Annotated in this window: 21 protein-coding genes and 3 tRNA genes; 5 read left to right on the top strand and 19 right to left on the bottom strand. The window is 62.5% G+C overall.

Features of this window, described 5'->3' with window-relative positions:
* Positions 1 to 3: 3 nt before the first annotated feature.
* Positions 4 to 687: an energy-coupling factor ABC transporter permease gene (locus FH041_RS20685; RefSeq protein WP_027915704.1), complete on the bottom strand. Its 684-nt coding sequence runs from the start codon at positions 685 to 687 to the stop codon at positions 4 to 6.
* Between the two features lie 146 nt (positions 688 to 833).
* Here FH041_RS20685 and FH041_RS20680 point away from each other — a divergent pair, with 146 nt between their 5' ends.
* Complete coding sequence (locus FH041_RS20680) at positions 834 to 1,463, top strand: DUF1780 domain-containing protein (protein ID WP_023533234.1); 630 nt, start codon at positions 834 to 836, stop codon at positions 1,461 to 1,463.
* Positions 1,464 to 1,812: 349 nt separating this feature from the next.
* Positions 1,813 to 3,108 carry an NAD(P)/FAD-dependent oxidoreductase gene (locus FH041_RS20675; RefSeq protein WP_049695405.1) on the top strand — a complete coding sequence of 432 codons (1,296 nt, stop codon included), beginning with the start codon at positions 1,813 to 1,815 and terminating at the stop codon, positions 3,106 to 3,108.
* Between the two features lie 36 nt (positions 3,109 to 3,144).
* Here the strand turns inward: FH041_RS20675 and FH041_RS20670 are convergent, their stop codons facing one another.
* The 7 genes from FH041_RS20670 to rluD all read right to left on the bottom strand — a co-directional run bounded on the left by FH041_RS20670 (position 3,145) and on the right by rluD (position 9,461).
* Complete coding sequence (locus FH041_RS20670) at positions 3,145 to 4,146, bottom strand: FAD-binding oxidoreductase (protein WP_049695404.1); 1,002 nt, start codon at positions 4,144 to 4,146, stop codon at positions 3,145 to 3,147.
* A 167-nt stretch (positions 4,147 to 4,313) separates the two neighbouring features.
* Positions 4,314 to 4,389: transfer RNA gene (locus FH041_RS20665), tRNA-Lys, on the bottom strand.
* A gap of 6 nt (positions 4,390 to 4,395) precedes the next feature.
* Positions 4,396 to 4,472: transfer RNA gene (locus tag FH041_RS20660), tRNA-Pro, on the bottom strand.
* 4 nt (positions 4,473 to 4,476) lie between these two features.
* Positions 4,477 to 4,552: transfer RNA gene (locus FH041_RS20655), tRNA-Asn, on the bottom strand.
* Positions 4,553 to 5,019: 467 nt separating this feature from the next.
* Complete coding sequence (gene clpB, locus FH041_RS20650; RefSeq protein WP_023533276.1) at positions 5,020 to 7,584, bottom strand: ATP-dependent chaperone ClpB; 2,565 nt, start codon at positions 7,582 to 7,584, stop codon at positions 5,020 to 5,022.
* A gap of 177 nt (positions 7,585 to 7,761) precedes the next feature.
* Entirely contained in the window at positions 7,762 to 8,502 is a 741-nt protein-coding gene (pgeF, locus tag FH041_RS20640) for a peptidoglycan editing factor PgeF (RefSeq protein WP_027915701.1), read from the bottom strand.
* On the bottom strand, positions 8,499 to 9,461 hold the full coding sequence (rluD, locus tag FH041_RS20635; RefSeq protein ID WP_023533229.1) for a 23S rRNA pseudouridine(1911/1915/1917) synthase RluD: 963 nt from the start codon (positions 9,459 to 9,461) through the stop codon (positions 8,499 to 8,501). Before rluD ends, pgeF begins: the two co-directional genes overlap by 4 nt.
* Positions 9,462 to 9,608: 147 nt before the next feature.
* On the opposite strand from rluD, the gene FH041_RS20630 reads away from it, so the two are divergent.
* Together FH041_RS20630 and FH041_RS20625 are read left to right on the top strand one after the other, a co-directional pair.
* Entirely contained in the window at positions 9,609 to 10,628 is a 1,020-nt protein-coding gene (locus FH041_RS20630; protein WP_027915700.1) for an outer membrane protein assembly factor BamD, read from the top strand.
* A 94-nt stretch (positions 10,629 to 10,722) separates the two neighbouring features.
* Positions 10,723 to 10,953, top strand: a complete 231-nt coding sequence (locus tag FH041_RS20625) for a PP0621 family protein (RefSeq protein WP_023533255.1) — start codon at positions 10,723 to 10,725, stop codon at positions 10,951 to 10,953.
* An 8-nt stretch (positions 10,954 to 10,961) separates the two neighbouring features.
* Here FH041_RS20625 and thiO read toward each other — a convergent pair whose 3' ends face one another.
* Genes thiO through FH041_RS20600 form a run of 5 tightly spaced genes read right to left on the bottom strand, consistent with a single transcriptional unit; the run spans position 10,962 to position 13,782 of the window.
* Positions 10,962 to 12,059 (bottom strand): glycine oxidase ThiO, encoded by a 1,098-nt coding sequence (gene thiO / locus FH041_RS20620; protein ID WP_049695403.1) that lies wholly within the window; start codon positions 12,057 to 12,059, stop codon positions 10,962 to 10,964.
* A 56-nt stretch (positions 12,060 to 12,115) separates the two neighbouring features.
* Positions 12,116 to 12,502 (bottom strand): type IV pilin protein, encoded by a 387-nt coding sequence (locus FH041_RS20615; RefSeq protein WP_027915698.1) that lies wholly within the window; start codon positions 12,500 to 12,502, stop codon positions 12,116 to 12,118.
* Position 12,503: 1 nt separating this feature from the next.
* The gene (locus tag FH041_RS20610) at positions 12,504 to 12,968 is read right to left on the bottom strand and encodes a hypothetical protein (protein ID WP_027915697.1); all 465 of its coding nucleotides are present in this window, start codon (positions 12,966 to 12,968) and stop codon (positions 12,504 to 12,506) included.
* Positions 12,965 to 13,603 (bottom strand): PilW family protein, encoded by a 639-nt coding sequence (locus tag FH041_RS20605; RefSeq protein ID WP_027915696.1) that lies wholly within the window; start codon positions 13,601 to 13,603, stop codon positions 12,965 to 12,967. Before FH041_RS20605 ends, FH041_RS20610 begins: the two co-directional genes overlap by 4 nt.
* Entirely contained in the window at positions 13,600 to 13,782 is a 183-nt protein-coding gene (locus tag FH041_RS20600; RefSeq protein WP_027915695.1) for a prepilin-type N-terminal cleavage/methylation domain-containing protein, read from the bottom strand. The genes FH041_RS20605 and FH041_RS20600 overlap by 4 nt, the downstream gene beginning before the upstream one ends.
* 109 nt (positions 13,783 to 13,891) lie before the next feature.
* Here FH041_RS20600 and FH041_RS20595 point away from each other — a divergent pair, with 109 nt between their 5' ends.
* Positions 13,892 to 14,389, top strand: coding sequence for a GspH/FimT family pseudopilin (locus FH041_RS20595; RefSeq protein ID WP_028688061.1), 498 nt, complete (start codon positions 13,892 to 13,894; stop codon positions 14,387 to 14,389).
* A 36-nt stretch (positions 14,390 to 14,425) separates the two neighbouring features.
* On the opposite strand, the gene ispH is transcribed toward FH041_RS20595, so the two are convergent.
* The 6 genes from ispH to murJ form a co-directional block, all read right to left on the bottom strand.
* Positions 14,426 to 15,373 (bottom strand): 4-hydroxy-3-methylbut-2-enyl diphosphate reductase, encoded by a 948-nt coding sequence (gene ispH / locus FH041_RS20590; protein ID WP_027915693.1) that lies wholly within the window; start codon positions 15,371 to 15,373, stop codon positions 14,426 to 14,428.
* Between the two features lie 14 nt (positions 15,374 to 15,387).
* The gene (gene fkpB, locus FH041_RS20585) at positions 15,388 to 15,825 is read right to left on the bottom strand and encodes an FKBP-type peptidyl-prolyl cis-trans isomerase (RefSeq protein ID WP_027915692.1); all 438 of its coding nucleotides are present in this window, start codon (positions 15,823 to 15,825) and stop codon (positions 15,388 to 15,390) included.
* Positions 15,818 to 16,333: a signal peptidase II gene (gene lspA, locus FH041_RS20580; RefSeq protein ID WP_027915691.1), complete on the bottom strand. Its 516-nt coding sequence runs from the start codon at positions 16,331 to 16,333 to the stop codon at positions 15,818 to 15,820. Before lspA ends, fkpB begins: the two co-directional genes overlap by 8 nt.
* Positions 16,326 to 19,157, bottom strand: a complete 2,832-nt coding sequence (ileS, locus tag FH041_RS20575; protein WP_028688060.1) for an isoleucine--tRNA ligase — start codon at positions 19,155 to 19,157, stop codon at positions 16,326 to 16,328. Before ileS ends, lspA begins: the two co-directional genes overlap by 8 nt.
* The gene (ribF, locus tag FH041_RS20570; RefSeq protein ID WP_027915689.1) at positions 19,154 to 20,104 is read right to left on the bottom strand and encodes a bifunctional riboflavin kinase/FAD synthetase; all 951 of its coding nucleotides are present in this window, start codon (positions 20,102 to 20,104) and stop codon (positions 19,154 to 19,156) included. Before ribF ends, ileS begins: the two co-directional genes overlap by 4 nt.
* A 118-nt stretch (positions 20,105 to 20,222) precedes the next feature.
* On the bottom strand, positions 20,223 to 21,761 hold the full coding sequence (gene murJ / locus FH041_RS20565) for a murein biosynthesis integral membrane protein MurJ (protein ID WP_027915688.1): 1,539 nt from the start codon (positions 21,759 to 21,761) through the stop codon (positions 20,223 to 20,225).
* Positions 21,762 to 21,912: the final 151 nt, after the last annotated feature.

The raw sequence follows: 21,912 nt of genomic DNA, 5'->3' as shown, positions 1-21,912 counted from the left end.
CTTTCAGTCACCCCCTTCTTTCCAGGGAGCCTGCAGGTATCGAGTGCGGTTGAACGTCTCCAGCCATTCAGGGCAAAAGACCACCAGTGCGCTGATCACGGTTCCGTTGATGAACGCTTCGGGAAACATCATCAGCCACAGGTAGCCCACAAAATCACTTAGCCACTCTGGCATGGCGAACAGGCCATCGAGCCAGAGCAGCCCCAGCGCGGCGGTGAGGCACACGGCCACCGTCAGTGCCGCCGGGAAAAACCCTGAGCAAAAGATGTACACGAAAAGATTTCGCGGCTGCGCTCGTTCCACCGCGATGGCACAGGCTTCGGTGACCAGGACCGGCAGGCCGACCAGCAGCAGACCGTTGACCCCTAACCCAGCCAACTCCTGACGCCCGAGCAGTAGCAGGCCCAGCTGCGCCATAAAGCCACCCAGTACCGCCAGCGGCCAGTCCAGCAGCAGGGTGACGGCGGTCATGCCGATGAAGTGGTAGGACACGCCCGTGTCGAAATCGCGCCGAACCAACCACAGCGCGAACAACCCAACCACAGTGCCGAACAGCAAGTGCTGGCGCCGCCGGTCCGTGACCAGCTCGACCCAGCGGGCTTGACTGGCGGCCCACGCGAGCAGTGGCACGTAGCCTAGCCAGCCAACGGTCAGCGTTGTTGCCGACAGCACCTGCGCGCTGATCATGTAGGAATAACCTCAATGAATGCATGGATAAATGCGAGTCTACACGGATTGCCATCAGCGTGCTTTTGGCCCAAAGGGCAGGTAATTCATTGATTCAAGGCGCGATCAACTCCTGATCGTCATCAAATTACAGCTAAGCTTGCTTCATGGATGACTCCGATTACCTGCGCCTGCTTACCATCCAGGCCGAACAAGCCAACGCCTTCTTGTCCAATGCCCGCAAATGGGAGCGCGAGCGTTGGGTCTGCCAGCGCCTGCTCCAAGGCTTGAATATCGCCTATCGCAACGACGACTTCACGCCCGCCGGCCAGGAGCCGCCTGACGTACTGTTCCGCGATGCGGCCTTCGAGGTGTTCTTCGTGCTGGACGAGGGTCGCCGACTTAACGATGAATGGCGAGAAGAGCTGCAACGCAGGCGCAGCGCCTTTTCACTGGCGCAACTGGTGCGACGCGAAGCACGCCCTCGCCGCATCAGTGCGACCGAGTTGCTGGGCAGGCTGGCGCCCACCCTACGCAAGAAAGCGCACAACTACCGTGAACGCGGGTTAGACCTGAACGAGCTGGACATCATTGCCTTCGCCAGTCTCAAACGCGAGGTGCTGGACCTCAACACCCACTTCCCGCCGCCCACCGAGTACTTGCGCCAGGGCTGGCGCTCACTGTCGCTGGTCGGGCCAACCTTTGCCCGGGTGTTGTTCGCCCACCCAGATGCGCCGGATTTCCTACGCGGTAACCTGGGGCGCAGCATCGTCTTCGATGTGGGGATCAGTCTTTGATCCTATGCAGTGATCGCTTGCGATGACGTACACTCGGCGGCGCCGATAGAAAGGATTATCATTTGTCACAGCCGCGTGCGCGAGCGCTGTAGCGTTTGCCGATGCGCGAACGTCTATGCCTAGAGGCCCAGCATGACCCATCGCCTGAACCCTGCGTGTCAGCCAGTGTCGATGATGACCTGCAAGCCCTTGGGACGCTGTGTCGAGTACCTCGCTACCCCCGTCGTCTTGGGTCAGGCACCTGTTGAGTGGACCGGAGCTATGAGCTGCCTTGCGCTCGCCCTCCCCTCATGCCCCGTGCGACTGGCCCGTTGGGCCAAGAATTCCGTAAACCTTATGAGATATTCCCATGACTCATCGCATCGTGATTGTCGGCGGCGGCGCCGGCGGCCTGGAACTGGCGACCCGCCTGGGCAAGACCCTGGGCAAGCGCAAGCAAGCTGACATCACCCTGGTGGACACCAACCTCACCCATATCTGGAAACCGCTGCTGCACGAAGTGGCCGCCGGCTCGTTGAACTCCTCCGAAGACGAACTGAACTACGTAGCGCAAGCCAAGTGGAACCACTTCAACTTCCAACTGGGGCGCATGAGTGGCCTGGAGCGTGAGAGCAAGCGGATCCAGCTGGCTGCCACGCTGGATGAAGATGGTCGCGAGTTGCTGCCCGCGCGCACCCTTGCCTACGACACCCTGGTCATCGCCGTCGGTTCCAACACCAACGACTTTGGCACCTTGGGTGCGGCGCAGCATTGCCTGTTCCTGGACACGCGCAAACAGGCAGAGCGCTTTCATCAGCAACTGCTTAACCATTACCTGCGCGCCCATGCAGGCGATGTGGCCAGCGAAAAGATCAGCGTGGCCATCGTCGGTGCGGGTGCCACGGGCGTGGAGCTGGCTGCCGAGCTGCACCACGCGGCGCATGAGCTGGCGGCCTACGGCCTGGATCGCATCCAACCCAAGGACATGCACATCACCCTGATCGAGGCGGGCCCACGCGTGCTGCCGGCACTGCCTGAGCGCATCAGCGTGCCCGTGCATCAGACCCTTGAGAAGCTTGGGGTGAAAGTAATGACCAACGCGGCTGTCAGCGAAGTGACGGCCGAAGGTCTCAAGACCAAGGACGGCGAAGTGATCCAGGCCAGCCTGAAGGTCTGGGCAGCGGGCATCCGGGCGCCGGGCTTCTTGAAGGAGATCGATGGCCTGGAGACCAACCGCATCAACCAACTGGTCGTGCGTTCCACCCTGCAAACCACCCGTGATGACGATATTTTCGCCTTCGGTGACTGCGCCGCCTGCCCGCAGCCAGACAGCGATCGCAACGTGCCGCCCCGGGCGCAGGCAGCTCACCAGCAGGCTTCAATGCTGGCACAGAGCATCAAGGCACGCCTGGAGAACAAGCCGCTGCCGACCTACCAGTACAAGGATTATGGCTCGCTGGTGTCGCTCTCGCGATTCTCGGCAGTGGGTAACCTGATGGGTAACTTGATGGGCAATGTGAAGCTCGAAGGCTGGCTGGCAAGGATGTTCTACGTGTCGCTGTATCGCATGCACCAGATGGCGTTGTACGGATTCTTCCGCACGGCCCTGATGATGCTGGGCAGCAAGATTGGCCGCGGCACCGAACCAAGGCTGAAGTTGCACTGACCTGGCTGCTGACCGGGTGCGTTCGCAGGCGCCCGGCTAGCTTCGCGTTCGTACGATTTCCTCGGCTGCCAGACGGCCGAGGTGGGGCGCAAGCACGATCCCAGGGTGTGCCACCAAGGTATACAACCCCTCGACACCAGGAAGGTAACCCATCACAGGCTTGCCTTCCGGGGTCATCGGTCGGTGCCCGATACTGACCGCGCGCAGCGAAAGCGCCGTGGCGCCGATGAACATCTGCCGGATGGCCTTGGTCGTAAGCTCGACCAAGGCTGGCAACCCTGCCTCACCCTCGGCGGGCGCTTCTTCGGCGCAGGCCACGCCCCCTTCCAATGCCGGGCGTAACTCCAAACCATTACCGTAGACCAGGTGTCGCACTACACCGGCAGGCGCCGCGAAGCGCATCAGTACGGCAGGCCGGGTAAGCAAGGGCAAGGGCAGACCGACACCCGCTGCAAGGCCGATAGCGGCACCGGCATTGGCCAGCACCACGGTATCGGCGGCGTAGGTTTGCGCTGCGCACCTGGCGGCCGTCACGCGTCCGTTGTGCGTGTCTATGCCATCGACCCGCCGGCCGTAGAGAATCTCTGCCCCGGCCTGCTCAGCGCCGCTCAACAGCATCTTCGCCAAGGCAACGGGCTCCACGGCAAAATCGTCCGGCGCCCACGCCGCCAGGGCCGGTGGCGTGATCATGCAAGGCTCAAGGGCGCTTATCTGCTGGGCATTCAGGGGTTGAAGGTTTACGCCGGCAGAACGTTGCTGATTGATGAGGGCGGACGTTTGTGCATCGTTTTCCAACCACACCATGGCGCCACGGGCGGCAATCGGCAAAGGCCCGAGGTCAAGCGCCAGCCGTTTGAAATCGGCAATAGCCTGCAACGTGGAGGAAAATGCCGCCGGGTTGTCCGATGCACTGGCGCTGGCGGTGCCTACCCAGCCATATGACCAACGGGTAACGCCACTGGCGGCGCGAGACCCTTGCTCCAGAACAGTGACCCGGGCACCGAGCCTTGCAAGGTGCCACGCAATGGAAGCACCCATGATGCCTCCACCCACGACCACGACACTTGATGTGTTGGCTCCCATGCCAATAGGTCCCCAGACTGCCAAAGACACAGGGCAGAATAGCGGATTTGCGGGAAAACACAGGGCTTTGAAAAACCGAGACAAAAGAAAAAGGGCATCTCATTCGAGATGCCCTTCTTACATGGTGGGTCGTGTAGGATTCGAACCTACGACCAATTGGTTAAAAGCCAACTGCTCTACCAACTGAGCTAACGACCCGGAAAATGGTCGGGGTGAGGGGATTCGAACTCCTGACATCCTGCTCCCAAAGCAGGCGCGCTACCGGACTGCGCTACACCCCGAGATTGGCTCCGCGACCTGGACTCGAACCAGGGACCCAATGATTAACAGTCATTTGCTCTACCGACTGAGCTATCGCGGAACTGAACTTCGGTACAACCTTACATCTTCGAAGCTTGTGTTAACTTCGGTCTCTTTGGCTATCCGCTTTCGCGTTATCGCTGCTGAGGCCGGCTATTCTACATTCTTCGTTTTGCTTGTCAACCACTTTTTTTCATTCAACTTACTGATTTCTAAGTTGTTTTGCGGTCACCGGTGTTGCTGGTGATTCGCTTAGTGCCTGACAACGCGGCGTATATTAGGGCCACTCGATTGATCATGCAAGCATAAATTTCAAAAATTTCAGCGAGTTATCTTGGATGAGTGCAAAGGCCCGGATTTACGGGGGTTAGCTGGTCTCCTTGAAGACAGCATAGAGGTTGTTGGGGCCGCGTTGCGTCCCATCACGGCCGGTCCGGCGCCCCGGCAAGGGCGCGCGTACATTGACCGCGCGGGGCCTGCCTGGCCCATTGGCCGCGAGACGGCCCCAACAATCCTATGCGACCAACATCACGCAAACACGATCTCGTCGCCTTCCACTGTGGCAGTGATGGCCGTACCTGGCACGAACTTGCCCGACAGGATCAACTGCGCCAGCGGGTTTTCGATCCAGCGCTGAATCGCACGCTTGAGCGGCCGCGCGCCATACACCGGGTCGTAACCGACTGCGATCAGCTTGTCCAGGGCCTGCGGGCTCAAGCTCAGCGAAAGCTCACGCTCCATCAGGCGGCTGCGCAGCCGTCCCAGCTGGATCTCGGTAATGCCGGCAATCTGCTCGCGGCCCAGCGGTTCGAACACCACCACTTCGTCGATCCGGTTGATGAACTCGGGACGGAAGTGCGCGCCTACCGCATCCATCACAGCGGCACGTTGCGCCTCGCGGTCGCCCACCAACTCCTGAATCTGCGCCGAGCCCAGGTTGGACGTCATCACGATGACCGTATTGCGGAAGTCCACGGTGCGGCCATGGCTGTCGGTCAGGCGTCCGTCTTCCAGCACCTGCAACAGCACATTGAAGACGTCGGGGTGAGCCTTCTCCACCTCATCGAGAAGCACCACCGAATACGGCTTGCGGCGCACGGCCTCGGTCAGGTAACCGCCCTCCTCGTACCCCACATAGCCTGGCGGTGCACCGATCAGCCGCGCCACGGAGTGTTTCTCCATGAACTCGGACATGTCGATCCGCACCATGGCTTCCTCGGTGTCGAACAGGAATTCGGCCAGCGCCTTGCACAGCTCCGTCTTGCCCACGCCGGTCGGGCCGAGGAACATGAACGAGCCGCTGGGCCGGTTGGGGTCGGACAGACCTGCCCGGGACCGGCGCACCGCATTGGCCACGGCAGTAACGGCCTCGCTCTGGCCAATGACGCGCTGGTGCAGCAGCGCTTCCATTTTCAGCAGCTTCTCGCGCTCGCCCTCCAGCATCTTGGACACTGGGATGCCCGTCCACTTGGAAACCACTTCGGCAATTTCTTCCTCGGTGACCTTGTTGCGCAGCAACTGGTTATCGGTCTTGCCGTGCTGGTCGACCATCTGCAGGCTGCGTTCCAGGTCCGGGATAACCCCGTACTGCAGCTCAGCCATGCGGCTCAGGTCGCCTTTGCGGCGGGCGGCCTCGAGCTCCTGGCGCGCTTGTTCGATCTTCTGCTGAATCTGGGCCGAACCCTGGACTTCAGCTTTTTCCGACGCCCAAATCTCTTCGAGGTCGGAATATTCACGCTCCAGGCGCTCGATTTCCTCGGTCAGTTTCTCCAGGCGCTTCTTGGCAGCCTCATCCTCTTCTTTCTTGAGTGCCTGGGACTCGACCTTCAGCTGAATCAGACGGCGGTCAAGACGGTCGAGCACCTCCGGCTTGGAGTCGATTTCCATCCGAATACGGCTGGCTGCCTCGTCGATCAGGTCGATGGCCTTGTCGGGCAACTGACGATCGGTGATGTAGCGGTGGCTGAGCTTGGCCGCCGCGATGATAGCGCCGTCGGTGATGGCCACCTTGTGGTGGACTTCATAACGTTCTTTCAAGCCACGCAGAATGGCGATGGTGTCCTCTTCGCTAGGCTCCTCCACCAGTACCTTCTGGAAGCGACGTTCCAGGGCCGCATCCTTCTCGATGAACTGGCGGTATTCGTTCAAGGTGGTGGCGCCTACGCAGTGCAGTTCACCACGGGCCAGGGCAGGCTTGAGCATGTTGCCTGCGTCCATGGCACCCTCGCCTTTACCGGCGCCGACCATGGTGTGCAATTCGTCGATGAACAGGATCACCTGCCCTTCTTGCTTAGACAGTTCGTTGAGCAGGCCTTTGAGGCGCTCCTCGAATTCACCCCGGTACTTGGCGCCGGCAATAAGGGCCCCCATGTCCAGGGCGAGCAGGCGCTTGCCTTTCAAGCCATCTGGCACTTCGCCGTTGATGATGCGCTGGGCGAGGCCCTCGGCAATGGCGGTCTTGCCCACGCCAGGCTCACCGATCAGCACGGGGTTGTTCTTGGTACGGCGTTGCAGCACCTGGACGGTGCGGCGGATTTCGTCGTCACGGCCGATCACAGGGTCAAGCTTGCCTTCTTCGGCACGCTTGGTCAGGTCGACGGTGTACTTGTCCAGCGCCTGGCGTGATTCCTCGGCGTTGGCATCGTTTACGGCCGCGCCACCGCGCAGGTTATTGATGGCGTTTTCAAGGGCTTTCTTGCTCACGCCCTGGCTGAGCAGCAACTTGCCCAGCTTGCTGTTCTCATCCATGGCCGCCAGCACTACCAACTCGCTGGAAATGAACTGGTCACCCTTTTGCTGGGCCAGGCGGTCTGCCTGGTTGAGCAGGCGCGCCAGATCCTGCGACATGTTCACGTCGCCCGTTGGGTTCTGGATTTTAGGCAGTTGGTCGAGCTCCTTGACCATGGCCTGACGCAGGCTATTGATGTCGAAGCCGACCTGCATCAGCAGTGGCTTGATGGAGCCACCCTGCTGTTCGAGCAGGGCCTGCAGCAAGTGGACAGGCTCGATGGCAGGGTGGTCCATGCCAACGGCCAGGGATTGCGCATCGGATATTGCAAGCTGGAGCTTGCTGGTCAAACGGTCTATTCGCATGATGTACCTTCCTGTAAAGGGCAGGCCGGAGCGATGGACAGCGCCTGTTTATGAAGAAACCTGCCTGAGATGTCTTATAGATAAGGCTGATTCTGGAAGATTCAAGCGTAGCGCGGTTGACGGAGGTCAAGCTGCTGGATTTGCACAGGTGTAATGGCAGGTACAGCCTATTGCGCGCTAGCGCGGCGCCAGCCACACCAAAGAAGCGAAACGCCCGCCTTGCGGGGTACGCCGATAGGAGAAGAACCGCTCGTCGCTCACCGTGCACAAGCCGCCACCGTAAACAGCCGTGACCCCACGGGCTGCCAGGCGAATACGGGCCAGGGCGTAGATATCGGCCATCAGCTTGCCGGGTCGTTCGCCGTCGACGAATGCCCGTGCGGCCTCAGGGTGCACCGCAGTAAAAGCATCGCGCACCTCCAGGCCCACTTCGAATGCCTGCGGCCCAATGGCCGGGCCCAACCACACCAGCACCTGAGCCGGTGGTACGTTCAGACGATCCAGGGTGGCTTCGAGCACACCGCCGGCAAGCCCGCGCCAGCCTGCATGAGCGGCCGCCACTTGCGTACCTGCCTGGTCACAAAACAATACAGGCAGGCAATCGGCGGTCATTACCGTACAGGCGATGCCTGGCCGGTTGGTCCAGCTGGCATCGGCTTCGACCACGCGGGAAGGGTCTGCATCGGCGACGGCCAGACCGTGCACCTGCTTGAGCCAGGCGGGCTGGATGTCGAACTCGCCGCTTAGGCGCAGGCGGTTCTGGGCAACGGCCGCAGGGTCGTCCCCCACATGGTCACCCAGATTGAAAGTATCGAAAGGCGGCAGGCTGACGCCGCCCTGGCGGGTGGTGACGCAGGCGCGAACCGAGGCTGGCGCAGGCCAGTCCGGCGTCAGCAGCGACTGCGTCAAGCCACTCATCCGATGAAGCTCTCGCGATCCTGATTGAGCAGCGACAGCAGCCAGACGAAATCGTCGGGCAGTGGCGATTCCCACTCCATGCGCTCGCCCGTCGCCGGGTGCACCAGTGCCAGGAAGCGTGCGTGCAGGGCCTGCCGCGGGAAGGTCTTGACCGCCTCGACCATGGTCGGGCTTGCCGCAGGCGGGATGCGGAAACGCCCGCCGTAGGTCTGGTCACCAACCAGGGGGAAGCCGACGTGGGCCATGTGCACGCGGATCTGGTGGGTACGCCCGGTTTCGAGCTTGACCCGCACGTGGGTGTGCGAGCGGAAGCGCTTGAGCACACGGTAGTGGCTGACCGCTGGCTTGCCGCCGTCGGTGACGGCCATGCGCTGGCGCATGCCGCCGTGACGACCGATGGGGGCGTCGATCTTGCCACCGGCGGTGACCACGCCCACCACGATGCATTCGTAGATACGGCTGACCGACCGCTTCTGCAGCTGGTCGACCAAGTGGGTTTGCGCCTGCAAGGTCTTGGCCACGACCATCAGGCCAGTGGTGTCCTTGTCCAGGCGGTGGACGATGCCGGCACGTGGCACGTTGATGATGTCGGGCACGTGGTGCAGCAAGGCGTTGAGCAAGGTACCGCTGGCATGGCCGGCAGCCGGGTGCACCACCAGGCCCGCAGGCTTGTTGATGACCAGGATCTGGTCGTCTTCATAGACGATGTCCAGCGCGATGTCCTCGGCCTCCCATTCGCCCTGGGCCTCCTGCTCGGCTTCCAGGGCCAGCACGGCACCGCCATGCACGGTGTCACGCGGGCGCAGGACAGCCCCGTCGACCGTCAGACGGCCATCTTTGATCCATGCCGTCAGCCGCGAGCGCGAATACTCGTCGAACAATTGGGCGGCGACCTGGTCGAGGCGTTGACCGCCCAGTTCGGACGGGACCTCTGCGCTAAGTTGAATGATCTCGGACATGCTCGATTCAGTGGGCGCACAGCCTTTGGTTTCAGCTGCGAGCTTGTGGTTAAATACGGCTTCTTTTGTCCCGGGGTTGGCCGGGGCGCTCATCATAACAGGACGGCCCCGCCCAAGACAGCGGCCGTCAAAGGGACGCAAGCCGCCATGCAAGTGAAACACCTGCTGCTGATCGCCATCCTCGGGCTCACCGCGGCCTGTTCCTCTAATAAGGAAGTCATCGACGAGAACCTCAGCGAGGCCGAGCTGTATCAACAGGCCCAGGCTGACCTGGACAATTCCAGCTACACCAGCGCCGTGAACAAGCTCAAGGCCCTGGAGTCGCGTTACCCGTTCGGCCGCTATGCCGACCAGGCGCAGCTGGAGCTGATCTACGCCAACTACAAGAACGCGGAGCCGGAGGCTGCCAAGTCTGCCGCCGAGCGCTTCATCCGCCTGCACCCGCAGCACCCGAACGTCGACTACGCGTACTACCTCAAGGGTCTGACCTCCTTCGACCAGGACCGTGGCCTGCTGGCGCGCTTCCTGCCGCTGGACATGACCAAGCGCGACCCGGGCGCGGCCCGCGACTCGTACAACGAGTTCGCGCAGCTCACCAGCCGCTTCCCCAACAGCCGTTACGCCCCGGACGCCAAGCAGCGCATGATCTACCTGCGCAACCTGCTGGCCTCCTATGAAATCCACGTGGCCGACTACTACCTCAGCCGTCAGGCATACGTGGCTGCCGCCAACCGTGGCCGCTACGTGGTCGAGAACTTCCAGGAAACGCCCTCGGTTGGCGACGGCCTGGCGGTGATGGTCGAGGCGTACCAGAAGATGCACCTGGACGACCTGGCTGCCACCAGCCTGGAAACCCTGAAGCTCAACTACCCGGACCACCCGAGCCTGGCCGATGGCGAGTTCCAGCCCAAGCAGACCGAATCTGACGGTCGCGGCTGGCTGTCCAAGGCCACGCTGGGCCTGATCGAAACCGACACCCCGCTGCCACCGGGTCAGACCCGCGCCAACCAGGACGTGATCAAGCAGTTCCAGGATGCGCGTGATGAAATGCCCAAGGAGCTGTTGCCCAAGGATGAAAACGGCGACCCGATCGAGCCACCAGGGCCGAAGGAAGCCGACAGCAACCGCTCCTGGTTCAGCTACATGACCTTCGGTCTGTTCGACTGATTCAGCCGTTGCATGAAAGGGAGGTCTGGGACCTCCCTTTTTTTATGCCTGCGCCCTAGACTGTCATCCTCTTTCATTCGACAAGCTGAACACCATGGTTCGCCTACTTTTCTGGATCGTCCTGATCGCCGCCGCGTTCTGGCTGTGGCGCAAATTCAAACTCAGCCAGCAACCGCGCCAAGAGGCCAAGCTCGACGCGCCGCTGAAAATGGTTCGCTGCGCGCATTGTGGCGTGCACCTGCCCACCGACCAGGCATTGGCGCAGGGCAACACCTGGTATTGCAGCCAGGCACACTTGCAGCAGGGGCCTGGCCGACAGGGCTGATCGGGCGGTTAGCCAAGGCGCCCCTGCGGGGCGTAGGGTGCCGGATCGATGATAGGCTCGGCGCCATTGAGCAAATCGGCCAGCAGTTGGCACGAGGCTGGCGCCAGCACCAGCCCGTTTCGATAATGGCCGCAATTCAGCCATAGCCCCTCGAACTCGGGCACCGGCCCGATAAACGGAACGCCTTCAGGCGAACCTGGCCGTAGCCCGGCCCAATGGGCAACCACATGCGCGCCTTCCAGGCCGGGCAGCAGATCCACTGCCGATGCCTTGAGGCTTGCCAGCGCCTCATCGGTGGGTGTTTTGTCGTAGCCGGCATGCTCCAGCGTACTGCCCACCAGAATGTGACCATCCCGGCGCGGAATTGCATAACGACCTTTGGCAAGCACCATGCTTGGCAGAAAGTCTTCAGCGCATTTGAACAGGATCATCTGCCCTTTCACCGGCTCGACCGGAAGCTCAAGGCCCAAGTAGCGCAGCAGTTCGCCGCTCCAGGCACCGGCGCTGAGTACGACTTCGTCGGCCGCCAGCTCGCCTTCAGCGGTGCTCACCCCAATGATACGACCGCCCTGCTGCACGAACCCCGTGATCTGGCAGTGCTCCCGCACACTCACATTGGGCAATGCCAGCAACGCCGCCTTCAGCGATTTGACCAGGCGCGGGTTGCGCACATTGGCCACGCCCTCCATGTAGAGGGCTCGCTCAAAGCCTGGCCCGAGCACAGGGACTGCGTCGTACACCGCCGAAATGTCCACGGCGCTCAACGGCCGCTGCTGACGGTCCGCCCATGCCAAGGCCTGGGCTTGATCATCCAGGTCAAGCCAGTACAGCCCGGTGGTATGCACTTCAGGGTCCAGGCCCGTGCTGGCGAACAAGCGCTCACCCAGCTGTGGATAAAAGTCCTGCGACCAATGCGCCAGGGCGGTCACTGCCGGGCTGTAGCGCCAGGGGTACAGGGGCGAGACGATACCGCCCCCGGCCCAGGAGGACTCGCGACCTACCTCGCCTTGGTCGCATATCACTACCTGGTCGACGCTCGCCGCCAGGTTGAATGCCGTCAGCAGGCCAATGACCCCGCCACCGACCACCACTACTTGCTTGCTCATCTGTCGATTCAACACCTGAAGAAAAAAACCGCGATGCACCGGGCACCTGTGACCGTTCAGCCTCCCCAGCAGCGCGCGCTGTCGATGGCGCCGTGGTTGCGTCCTACCCCAGCTTGATCAAGCTCGAAATCGCCACAGCGGTCTTCGGCCATCAGCCCTTTTGGCAAACGTCGGGCGCGCAGGGTGAAGGTCTGGTCTTCGCGCAGCGCTTGCAGGCTGTAGTAGCGGTTGCCCGAAGGCAGGCTCGGGTCGCCTTCGGCATACTGGCCAGTAACCAAGCGATGGCGTTCCAGGCGCAATGCAGCATCCTGCAACAGGGCGACCACCTCGTGGCGCGCTGCCTGCCGCAGGTGGTCGTTGTAACGGGGGTAGGCAATGGCTGCCAGAATGCCGGTGACGGCCAGCACAATCAACAGCTCGATCAGGCTGATGCCTTGCTGCATGTCAGTCTCCTCTGAATCTTTGTCGCCACGTCATGCGTACAAGCGCACTACCATCGCTGGCATACACCGCTTCCACCACCTGCCGGGGATGACTTAGCTGGCTGACCGCGGTTACCCGGAACACTGTCACTGATCGCCCGGCCGGGACACCCACGGCGCGTTGCGTGGTGCCCAGGTTCTGCACCTGAAAAAAGCCTTCTGGCCCGGCTTCCCAGACCCCGGCCAGGCGATGCGGCTGCTCAGGCGGCGGGCACACTTCACATGGCGGTGGCCGTACCTGCATGATCGACTGCTTGCCAACGTCCAATGTGGCTTCGGCCTGCTCGAAGGCCAGCTGCCCTTCTTTGAACAGGCCCACCATTTGCGTCTCAACGGCGGCCGCACGTAGCGCCGAGGTGGTCAGCACACCCAGCAAGAGGCTCAGCACCAATGCCAACAGCAGCACCACCCCACGTTCTCGTGTCATGGCTCGCCCCCGTTGCGGCGGGCCACACTGACAACGTACTGCTGCTCCAGCGCCAACACGGGATCGAACAGATCCAAGTGCAGGTCGATGCGCTGGCCATCGGCCGCAGCCACCACGTGCAGACGGCGCACATGCTCAAGCAGGGGCTGGGTGCTGCTGCCACGGGTGAAGTACAGGGTAGCGCCCCTGACGGCGTAACGATGTCGGGTGATGGGGATGGCCATCAGCGGCGCGGCGGCTTGGACATGCCCTCGATGTACCTTGGCGTACCCCACGCAGTCAGTGAGCAGGGTCCATTGAGGCTTCAGCGGATGGCCAGGAAGGTCGGCCACCACCACCTCAAGGTTTGAGCCCTCCACTTCCAGAGGTCGGCTAAATGCGGTAAAGGTGTCGCCGTCTGGCAGATCCGCGGGCTCCAACCGCAGGCAGCCGAACATGCCAGCCATGCGGATGTCCTGGGCCATGCGCAACAAGGCCAGCCGTGCATCTTCCTGCATGCGCAGCGCTGCCCCTTGCAGCTGCCACGCTCGGTGGGCAGAGGTGAACAACTGGCTGGCGCCGGCCAACAGCATCAACCCGAGTGCCAGCGCCAGTAGCAGCTCGAGCAATCCGACCCCTTTTTGCCAGGGCCTCATGGCAGCGCCTGCTCATGTGCACTGGCAGATGCCAGCACCGCCTGCACCTGCTGCCGAGCGTCTTGCGAGGCCTGCAAAGCCTGCATGTGCAGCGCTGCTGCGGCAAACATTCCCACCGCAATCACCACCATGGCCAACAGCGTTTCCAGGAGCGTCATGCCCCGTTGCGTTACCTGCATCCCTGCAGCTCCTGCGACTTTTCATGCATTGTCGATGTACGCCTGCCACTGGAAGGGTGACCCAGCGTGCGTGAAGCTAAAGCCAAGCACGACCAAGGAGAAATGCACGGTGAAGCAACAGGGAGTAACACTGATACAAACGGTGTCGGCATTGGCGGTGCTCGCTGTCCTGACGCAGCTGGGGGCGCCTGCCTACGTCAAGCTCAGCGATGACGTGCACCGCGCTGCCGTCACGCGAGACTTGTCGCAAACGCTGCGGAGCGCGCGTGGGCGCGCCATGCTGCTGGGTGAGGCCGTGCGGGTGCAAGCGCTGGACGAAGCATGGGGCAATGGATGGCGAGTGACGCTGGAGCAGGATTCGCGGGTGCTGCATGAACACCGCCTGCGTCGGCCTCTGCAGATCGCCGCGAACCTAGGTACGACGATGACGTTCACGGCCATGGGCCTGCCAGTGAACCCCGCCGGCAACTGGCTGGCGGCGACTTTCGAAGTATGCGCGCGGTCGGCTGGCACCAGCCAGCATCAAGTGGTGATGGCGTCCAGCGGCAGAGTCAGGGTATCGAATGAAACTCGCGACACCCGAGGGTGCGCAGGTGCAGGGGCCTGAGCGTTCGCGGCTAACCGCTCAGGCCCGCGCAGGCGATCAGATCAACGAGCGCACACGCAGCTCTTTGGGCATCGAGAAGGTGACGTTCTCTTCACGCCCGTCCAGCTCCTCGGCGCCCGTAGCGCCCCAGGCCTTGAGCTGTTCGATGACGCCGCGCACCAGCACTTCCGGCGCGGACGCGCCTGCGGTGATGCCGATGCGGCCAACCTGGTCGAACCAGGCCCGCTGCAGGTCTTCAGCGCCGTCGATCAGATGGGCTGGGGTACCCATTCGCTCGGCAAGCTCACGCAGGCGGTTGGAGTTGGAGCTGTTAGGGCTGCCGACCACCAGGACCACATCACACTCGTCGGCCAGTTGCTTAACGGCATCCTGGCGGTTTTGCGTGGCGTAGCAGATGTCGTCCTTGCGCGGCCCGCCGATGTTCGGAAAGCGCGCACGCAGCGCGTCGATCACGCGGCTGGTGTCGTCCATCGACAAGGTGGTCTGGGTCACGAATGCCAAGTGGTCAGGGTCTCTCACCTGCAGATTGGCTACGTCGTCCTCGTCTTCTACCAGGTAGATGGCCCCGCCGTTGCTAGCGTCATACTGCCCCATGGTGCCTTCGACTTCCGGGTGGCCGGCATGGCCAATCAGGATGCACTCACGGCCATCGCGGCTGTACTTGGCCACCTCGATGTGCACCTTGGTGACCAATGGGCAGGTGGCATCGAATACCTTCAGGCCACGCCCACCGGCTTCCTGACGCACGGCCTGGGAAACCCCATGGGCGCTGAAGATGACGATGACATCGTCAGGCACCTGGTCCAGCTCCTCGACGAAAATGGCGCCACGGCTGCGCAGGTCCTCGACGACGAACTTGTTGTGTACCACTTCGTGGCGCACATAGATGGGCGGGCCGAACACTTCCAGCGCGCGGTTGACGATTTCGATCGCCCGGTCGACCCCCGCGCAGAAGCCGCGCGGGTTGGCGAGTTTGATTTGCATGATCGGCTCCAGGCCTACAGGGCCTTCACCTCGAGGATCTCCACCTCGAAGGTCAGGGTCTTGCCAGCCAGTGGGTGATTGAAGTCGATGGTCACCTGATCGTCGTCGAAGGCCTTCACCACGCCCGGTAGCTCGGCGTTGGCGGCGTCCTTGAAGATGATCAGCAAGCCATCGGACAGCTCCATGCCTTCGAACTGAGACCTTGGCATAACCTGCACATTCTGTGGGTTAGGCTGGCCGAAGGCGTTCTCCGGGGCCACCTCCACGGTGCGTTTGTCGCCAGCCTTGAAACCGAACAGCGCGGCCTCGAAGCCCGGCAGCAGGTTGCCGTCGCCCACCTTGAAGGTGGCAGGCGCCTTGTCGAAGGTGCTGTCGACCGTGTCACCGTTTTCCAGGCGCAGGGCGAAATGCAGGGTAACTTCGGTGTTCTGGCCGATACGAATGTCAGTCATGGACCGGCTCCTCGGATTTCTTGCTCTTGAACATGTCCAGCGCCAACATGATTGCGCCGACGGTAATGGCGCTGTCGGCCACGTTGAAGGCCGGGAAGTAGTGGCGGTTCTGCCAGTGCACCAGGATGAAATCGACCACATGGCCCAGCACGATACGGTCGTAGAGGTTGCCGATGGCCCCGCCCAGCACCAGGGCCAGCGCTACGGCCAGCCAGGTTTCATGACGGCCGAGGCGCTTGAGCCACACCACCAGCACTGCACTGACCACCACGGCGATCAGGGCGAACAACCAACGCTGCCAGCCGGCGCCATCGGCCAGAAAACTGAACGCAGCGCCGGTGTTGTAGGCCAGGGTCCAGCTGAAGTAGTCGGGGATGACGACAATTTGCTGGTACATGGTCAGGGCGTTGTTGAAGTACAGCTTGGTGGCCTGGTCGACGACCAGGACCAGCAAGCTCAGCCACAGCCATACGAGGCGCCCGAAGCGCCCCGCTGCAAGGTTAGGCATAGTGGCGCACCTCGCCGGAGCCGGTCAGGTTTTCCACACAGCGACCGCAGATTTCCGGATGCTCCGGATGGCTGCCGACGTCTGCACGGAAGTGCCAGCAACGGCCGCACTTGGTGTAGCCGGACTTGACCACTTTCAACTTGAGGCCTTCGACCTCGGTCGCCACCGCTTCGGCAGGCGCCTGCGCGAACGGCACCACGCTGGCAGCCGAGGTGATGAGCACGAAACGCAACTCATCGCCCAGCTTGTTCAGATCGGCGCTCAGGCCCTCGTCCGCGTACAAGGTGACTTCGGCCTGCAGGTTGCCGCCGATGACCTTGGCGGTACGCTGGTTTTCCAGTTCCTTGTTGACCGAAGCCTTGACCGCCATGACGCGGTCCCAATAGGCGCGATCGAGTTCGGTGCCTTCCGGCAGCTCACTCAGGCCTTCATACCAGCCATTGAGCATGACCGACTCGTTACGCTCACCCGGCAGGTACTGCCAGATTTCGTCGGCGGTAAAAGCCAGGATCGGCGCGATCCAGCGCACCAGCGCCTCGCTGATGTGGTACAGCGCGGTCTGGCAGGAACGGCGGGCGACGCTGTTGGCGCCCGTGGTGTACTGGCGATCCTTGATGATGTCGAGGTAGAAACCACCCAGCTCCTGCACACAGAAGTTGTGCACCTTCGAGTAGACGTTCCAGAAGCGGTACTCGCCGTAGTGCTCTTCCAGCTCGCGTTGCAGCAACAGGGTGCGATCCACCGCCCAACGGTCCAGGGCCAGCATGTCCTGCGGCGCGAGCAGGTCGCGTGCCGGGTCGAAGCCGGTCAGGTTGGAGAGCAGGAAGCGTGCGGTGTTGCGAATACGCCGGTAGGCATCGGCGCTGCGCTGCAGGATCTGCTCGGACACTGCCATTTCACCGGAGTAGTCGGTAGCCGCGACCCACAGGCGCAGGATGTCGGCACCCAGGGTGTTGTTGACCTTCTCCGGCTCGATGGTGTTGCCCAGCGACTTGGACATCTTGCGGCCGTTCTCGTCCACGGTGAAGCCGTGGGTCAGCAGCTCGCGGTATGGCGCGTGGCCGTCGATGGCGCAGCCGGTCAACAGCGACGAGTGGAACCAGCCGCGGTGTTGGTCGGAACCTTCCAGGTACAGGTCGGCGCGGGGGCCGGTGGCATGGCCGATGTCGTGGGAGCCGCGCAGTACATGCCAGTGCGTGGTGCCGGAGTCGAACCATACGTCCAGGGTGTCAGCGATCTTGTCGTACTGCTCGGCTTCGGCGCCGAGCAGCTCGGCGGCGTCCAGCTTGAACCAGGCCTCGATGCCCTGTTGCTCGACGCGCTTGGCGACCTCTTCCATCAGCTCGACGGTCCGAGGGTGCAGCTCGCCCGTCTGCTTGTTCAGGAAGAACGGGATAGGCACGCCCCAGTTACGCTGGCGCGAGATGCACCAGTCAGGCCGGTTTGCGATCATCGAGTGCAAGCGTGCCTGGCCCCACGCCGGGACGAACTTGGTGTCCTCGATGGCCTTCAGGGCACGCTCGCGCAGCGGTTCGCCGTCGCGTGGCTGCTTGTCCATGCCGACGAACCACTGTGCGGTGGCACGGTAGATCAGCGGCGACTTGTGACGCCAGCAGTGCATGTAACTGTGGCTGATGGTTTCGGTGTGCATCAGCGCACCGACTTCGCCCAGCTTCTCGACGATGGCCGGGTTGGCCTTCCAGATGAACTGCCCGCCGAAGAACGGCAGCGATTCGACGTACACGCCGTTGCTCTGCACGGGCGTGAGGATTTCATCGTTGACCATGCCGTAGCGCTTGCAGGTCACGAAGTCGTCTTCACCGTAGGCCGGCGCAGAATGCACCACGCCAGTGCCTGCGCCCAGTTCGACGTACTCGGCCAGGTAAACCGGCGAAAGGCGGTCGTAGAACGGGTGACGGAAGTTGACCAGCTCAAGGGCCGAGCCTGGGGCGGTGGCAATCACCGAACCTTCCAGTTCGTAGCGCTTGAGGCAGGATTCGACCAGCTCTTCGGCCAGGACCAGCAGGCGCTCGCCGATGTCGACCAGGGCGTACTGGAACTCGGGGTGAACGTTCAGCGCCTGGTTGGCAGGGATGGTCCACGGGGTGGTGGTCCAGATCACGATGGCGGCCGGTTTTTCGAGTGCCGCCAGGCCGAAGGCTGCGGCCAGCTTGGCGTCATCGGCGACAGGGAACGCCACGTCGATGGTCTGCGACTTCTTGTCGGCGTATTCGACTTCCGCCTCGGCCAGTGCCGAGCCGCAATCGAAGCACCAGTTCACCGGCTTGAGGCCCTTGAACACGTACCCCTGCTTGACCATCTCGGCCAGGGCGCGGATTTCACCAGCCTCGTTGGCGAAGTTCATGGTCTTGTAGGGGTTGTCCCAGTCGCCCAGCACGCCCAGGCGAATGAACTCGGTCTTCTGCCCTTCGATCTGCTCGGCAGCGTACTCGCGGCACAGCTCGCGGGTACGGTCGGCGGTCAGGTGCTTGCCGTGGGTGACTTCGACCTTGTGTTCGATCGGCAGCCCATGGCAGTCCCAACCCGGCACGTACGGCGCATCGAAGCCGGCCAGGGTCTTGGAGCGGACGATCATGTCCTTGAGGATCTTGTTCAGCGCATGACCGATGTGGATCTTGCCATTGGCGTAGGGCGGGCCGTCGTGCAGGACGAACTTGGGACGATCCTTGCCAATCTCGCGCAGCTTCTGGTACAGGCCAATGCTGTCCCAGCGCTGCAGAATCTGCGGTTCGCGCTGAGGCAGGCCGGCCTTCATGGGGAAGGCGGTGTCCGGAAGGTTTAGCGTGGCTTTGTAGTCGGTCATTTCAGGCTCTTGGTTAGCGGTTGAGCGTGCCAATGTGCACGTGCGGCGGCGATATCCGCATCGATCGCCGACTTCAGCGCCTCCAGGGAGGCGAATCGCTGCTCTTCACGCAGCTTGTGGTGGAACACCACCGTCAGACGGCGACCATAAAGGTCACCGGCATAGTCCAGCAGATGGATCTCCAGGTGCGGGCGCCCGTCACCGGCAACGGTAGGACGCACGCCAATGTTGCCGACACCCGCCCAGGCCTTGCCGTCGATCTCGATGCTGGCCAGGTAGACACCGGCCAACGGTACGCGGCGACGCTTGAGCTGGATGTTGGCAGTGGGTGTGCCGAGCTGGCGGGCCAGCTTCTGGCCATGCAATACGCGGCCGGTGATGCTGTACGGGCGGCCCAGCAGATGCTCGGCCAGCTCGAAATTGCCTTGCGCCAGCGCCTTGCGTACTTCGGTGCTGCTGACCCGTAGGCCGTCCTGGATCACGGTGTTGGCGGCTTCTACGGTAAAACCATACTGCGCGCCGGCCTGGACCAGGAAGGCGAAATCGCCTTTGCGATCACAGCCAAAGCGGAAGTCGTCACCCACTTCGAGATGCTGCACGCCCAGGCCATCGACCAGGATGGTCCTGACGAAGTCATCGGCGTCGAGCTCACCCAGGCGCTGGTTGAAGGCCAGGCACAATACGCGGTCGATGCCTTCGCCGGCCAGCAACGCGATCTTGTCCCGCAGCCGGGCCAGGCGGGCCGGCGCGGTATCGGGCGTGAAGTACTCGCGCGGTTGCGGTTCGAAGATTACCACGCAGGTCGGCAGGCCCAGGGCCTGGCCTCGCTCGCGCAGGCGCGCCAGGATTGCCTGGTGGCCGCGGTGAACCCCGTCGAAGTTGCCAATGGTGGCGACACACCCCCGGTGCTCGGGGCGCAGGTTGTGAAGACCTCGAACCAGCTGCATAACGCGCTTCTTGCTCATAAAGTGGCCGATTATAACCACACCCGGGCGCCGGTGACAGGCAGCAGCGCCCAAGGGCGGCGTGGATTGCGAAAAACCGACGCCTGACGCGCCCGCAGCCTTAGTGCAAGGCTTTGCGGGCGAACTGCCGAGGTCGGAAACCGCACAGGTACAGGCAACCAAAGTAGGTGACGACGGCTGCCATGATCAGCGCCATCAGCCGCATCAGTCGTTCAAGCATGTTTCCCTCGACCCAGGCCGGCAGGTAGTGCATGCCAGCCAGCAGGACACCGGACATCAGGCCTGCCGCCAACACCAGCTTGAGCAGAAACATGGCCCAACCTGGTTGCGGTTGGAATAGCTGCTGGGTGCGCAGCTTCCAGAACAGCAAGCCGGCATTGAGGCAGGCGCCAAGGCTGATGGCCAGGGCCAGTCCGGCATGCGCCAGCGGGCCGATGAGCACCAGGTTGAACAGCTGCGTGCAGACCAGGGTGAAGACGGCGATCTTCACCGGCGTGCGGATATTCTGCTGCGCATAGAAGCCCGGCGCCAGCACCTTGACCATAATGATTGCCAGCAGGCCGACGGAATAGGCGATCAGCGCCTGCTGGGTCATGGCGGCATCGGTTGCACTGAACTTGCCGTACTGGAACAGGGCCACGGTCAGCGGCTCGGCTAGGATCGCCAGCCCCAGCGTACACGGCAGCACCAGCAAAAAGCACAAGCGCAGGCCCCAGTCGAGAATGCGCGAGTACTCTTCCCGGTCCTTGTTGGCGTAGGTCTTGGCCAGGGTCGGCAGCAGGATGGTACCCAGAGCCACGCCCAGAACACCCGACGGCAGCTCCATGAGCCGGTCTGCGTAATACATCCAGGAGACGGAGCCTGCCACCAGGAACGAGGCGAAGATGGTATTGATGATCAGCGATATCTGGCTCACCGAGACGCCGAGGATGGCAGGGAGCATCTGCTTGAGCACCCGCCACACGCCTGCATCTTTCAGGTTCAGCCGCGGCAACACCAGCATGCCGATCCTTTTCAGGGCCGGAAGCTGGTAGAGCAGTTGCGCCAGGCCACCGGCCAGCACGCCCCAGGCCAGCGCCATGATCGGCGGATTGAAATACGGCGTGAGCAATACGGCGAACACGATCATCGCCACGTTGAGCAAGGTCGGCGTGAAGGCCGGCACGCTGAAGCGGTTCCAGGTGTTGAGGATGGCGCCCACCAGGGATGACAGCGAGATCAGCAATATATAAGGAAAGGTGACCCGCAGCAGATCGGTGGTGAGCTGGTATTTCTCGGCGTTGTCGACGAAGCCAGGCGCCGTGGCCCACACCACCCATGGCGCGGCCAGGATACCGATGCCGGTCACCACGGCCAGCACCAGCGTCAGCAGGCCGCTGACGTAGGCCACGAAGGTACGCGTGGCCTCTTCGCCCTGCTGGCTTTTGTATTCGGCAAGAATAGGCACGAATGCCTGGGAGAACGCACCCTCGGCGAAGATGCGGCGCAGCAGGTTGGGTAGCTTGAACGCAATGAAGAAAGCATCGGTGGCAACGCCGGCGCCGAAAATACGCGCCAGGATGGTGTCGCGGACAAAACCCAGCACCCGCGAAATCATGGTGATCGAGCTTACCGCAGCGAGGGATTTGAGCAGGTTCATCGAAAAGATTCACGCCAATGACAGAGGACGCTGCCAGAGCGCGTCCGAATGTGCGATACTCCCGCGCCTTCGCAGGGGAGCCAAAAATTCCCGAGTGTACAGGTCGCGCAGCAGAAAGGAATCTTTCCCGCTTGTTGGCGCACCGCTCGGC

Origin of the sequence: Pseudomonas sp. SWI7 (genome assembly GCF_006351945.1) — a bacterium.
Classification (GTDB): Bacteria; Pseudomonadota; Gammaproteobacteria; order Pseudomonadales; family Pseudomonadaceae; genus Aquipseudomonas; species Aquipseudomonas fulva.
Note: the sequence above shows the minus strand (reverse complement) of the source record. Positions and strands in the feature narration are given on the sequence as shown.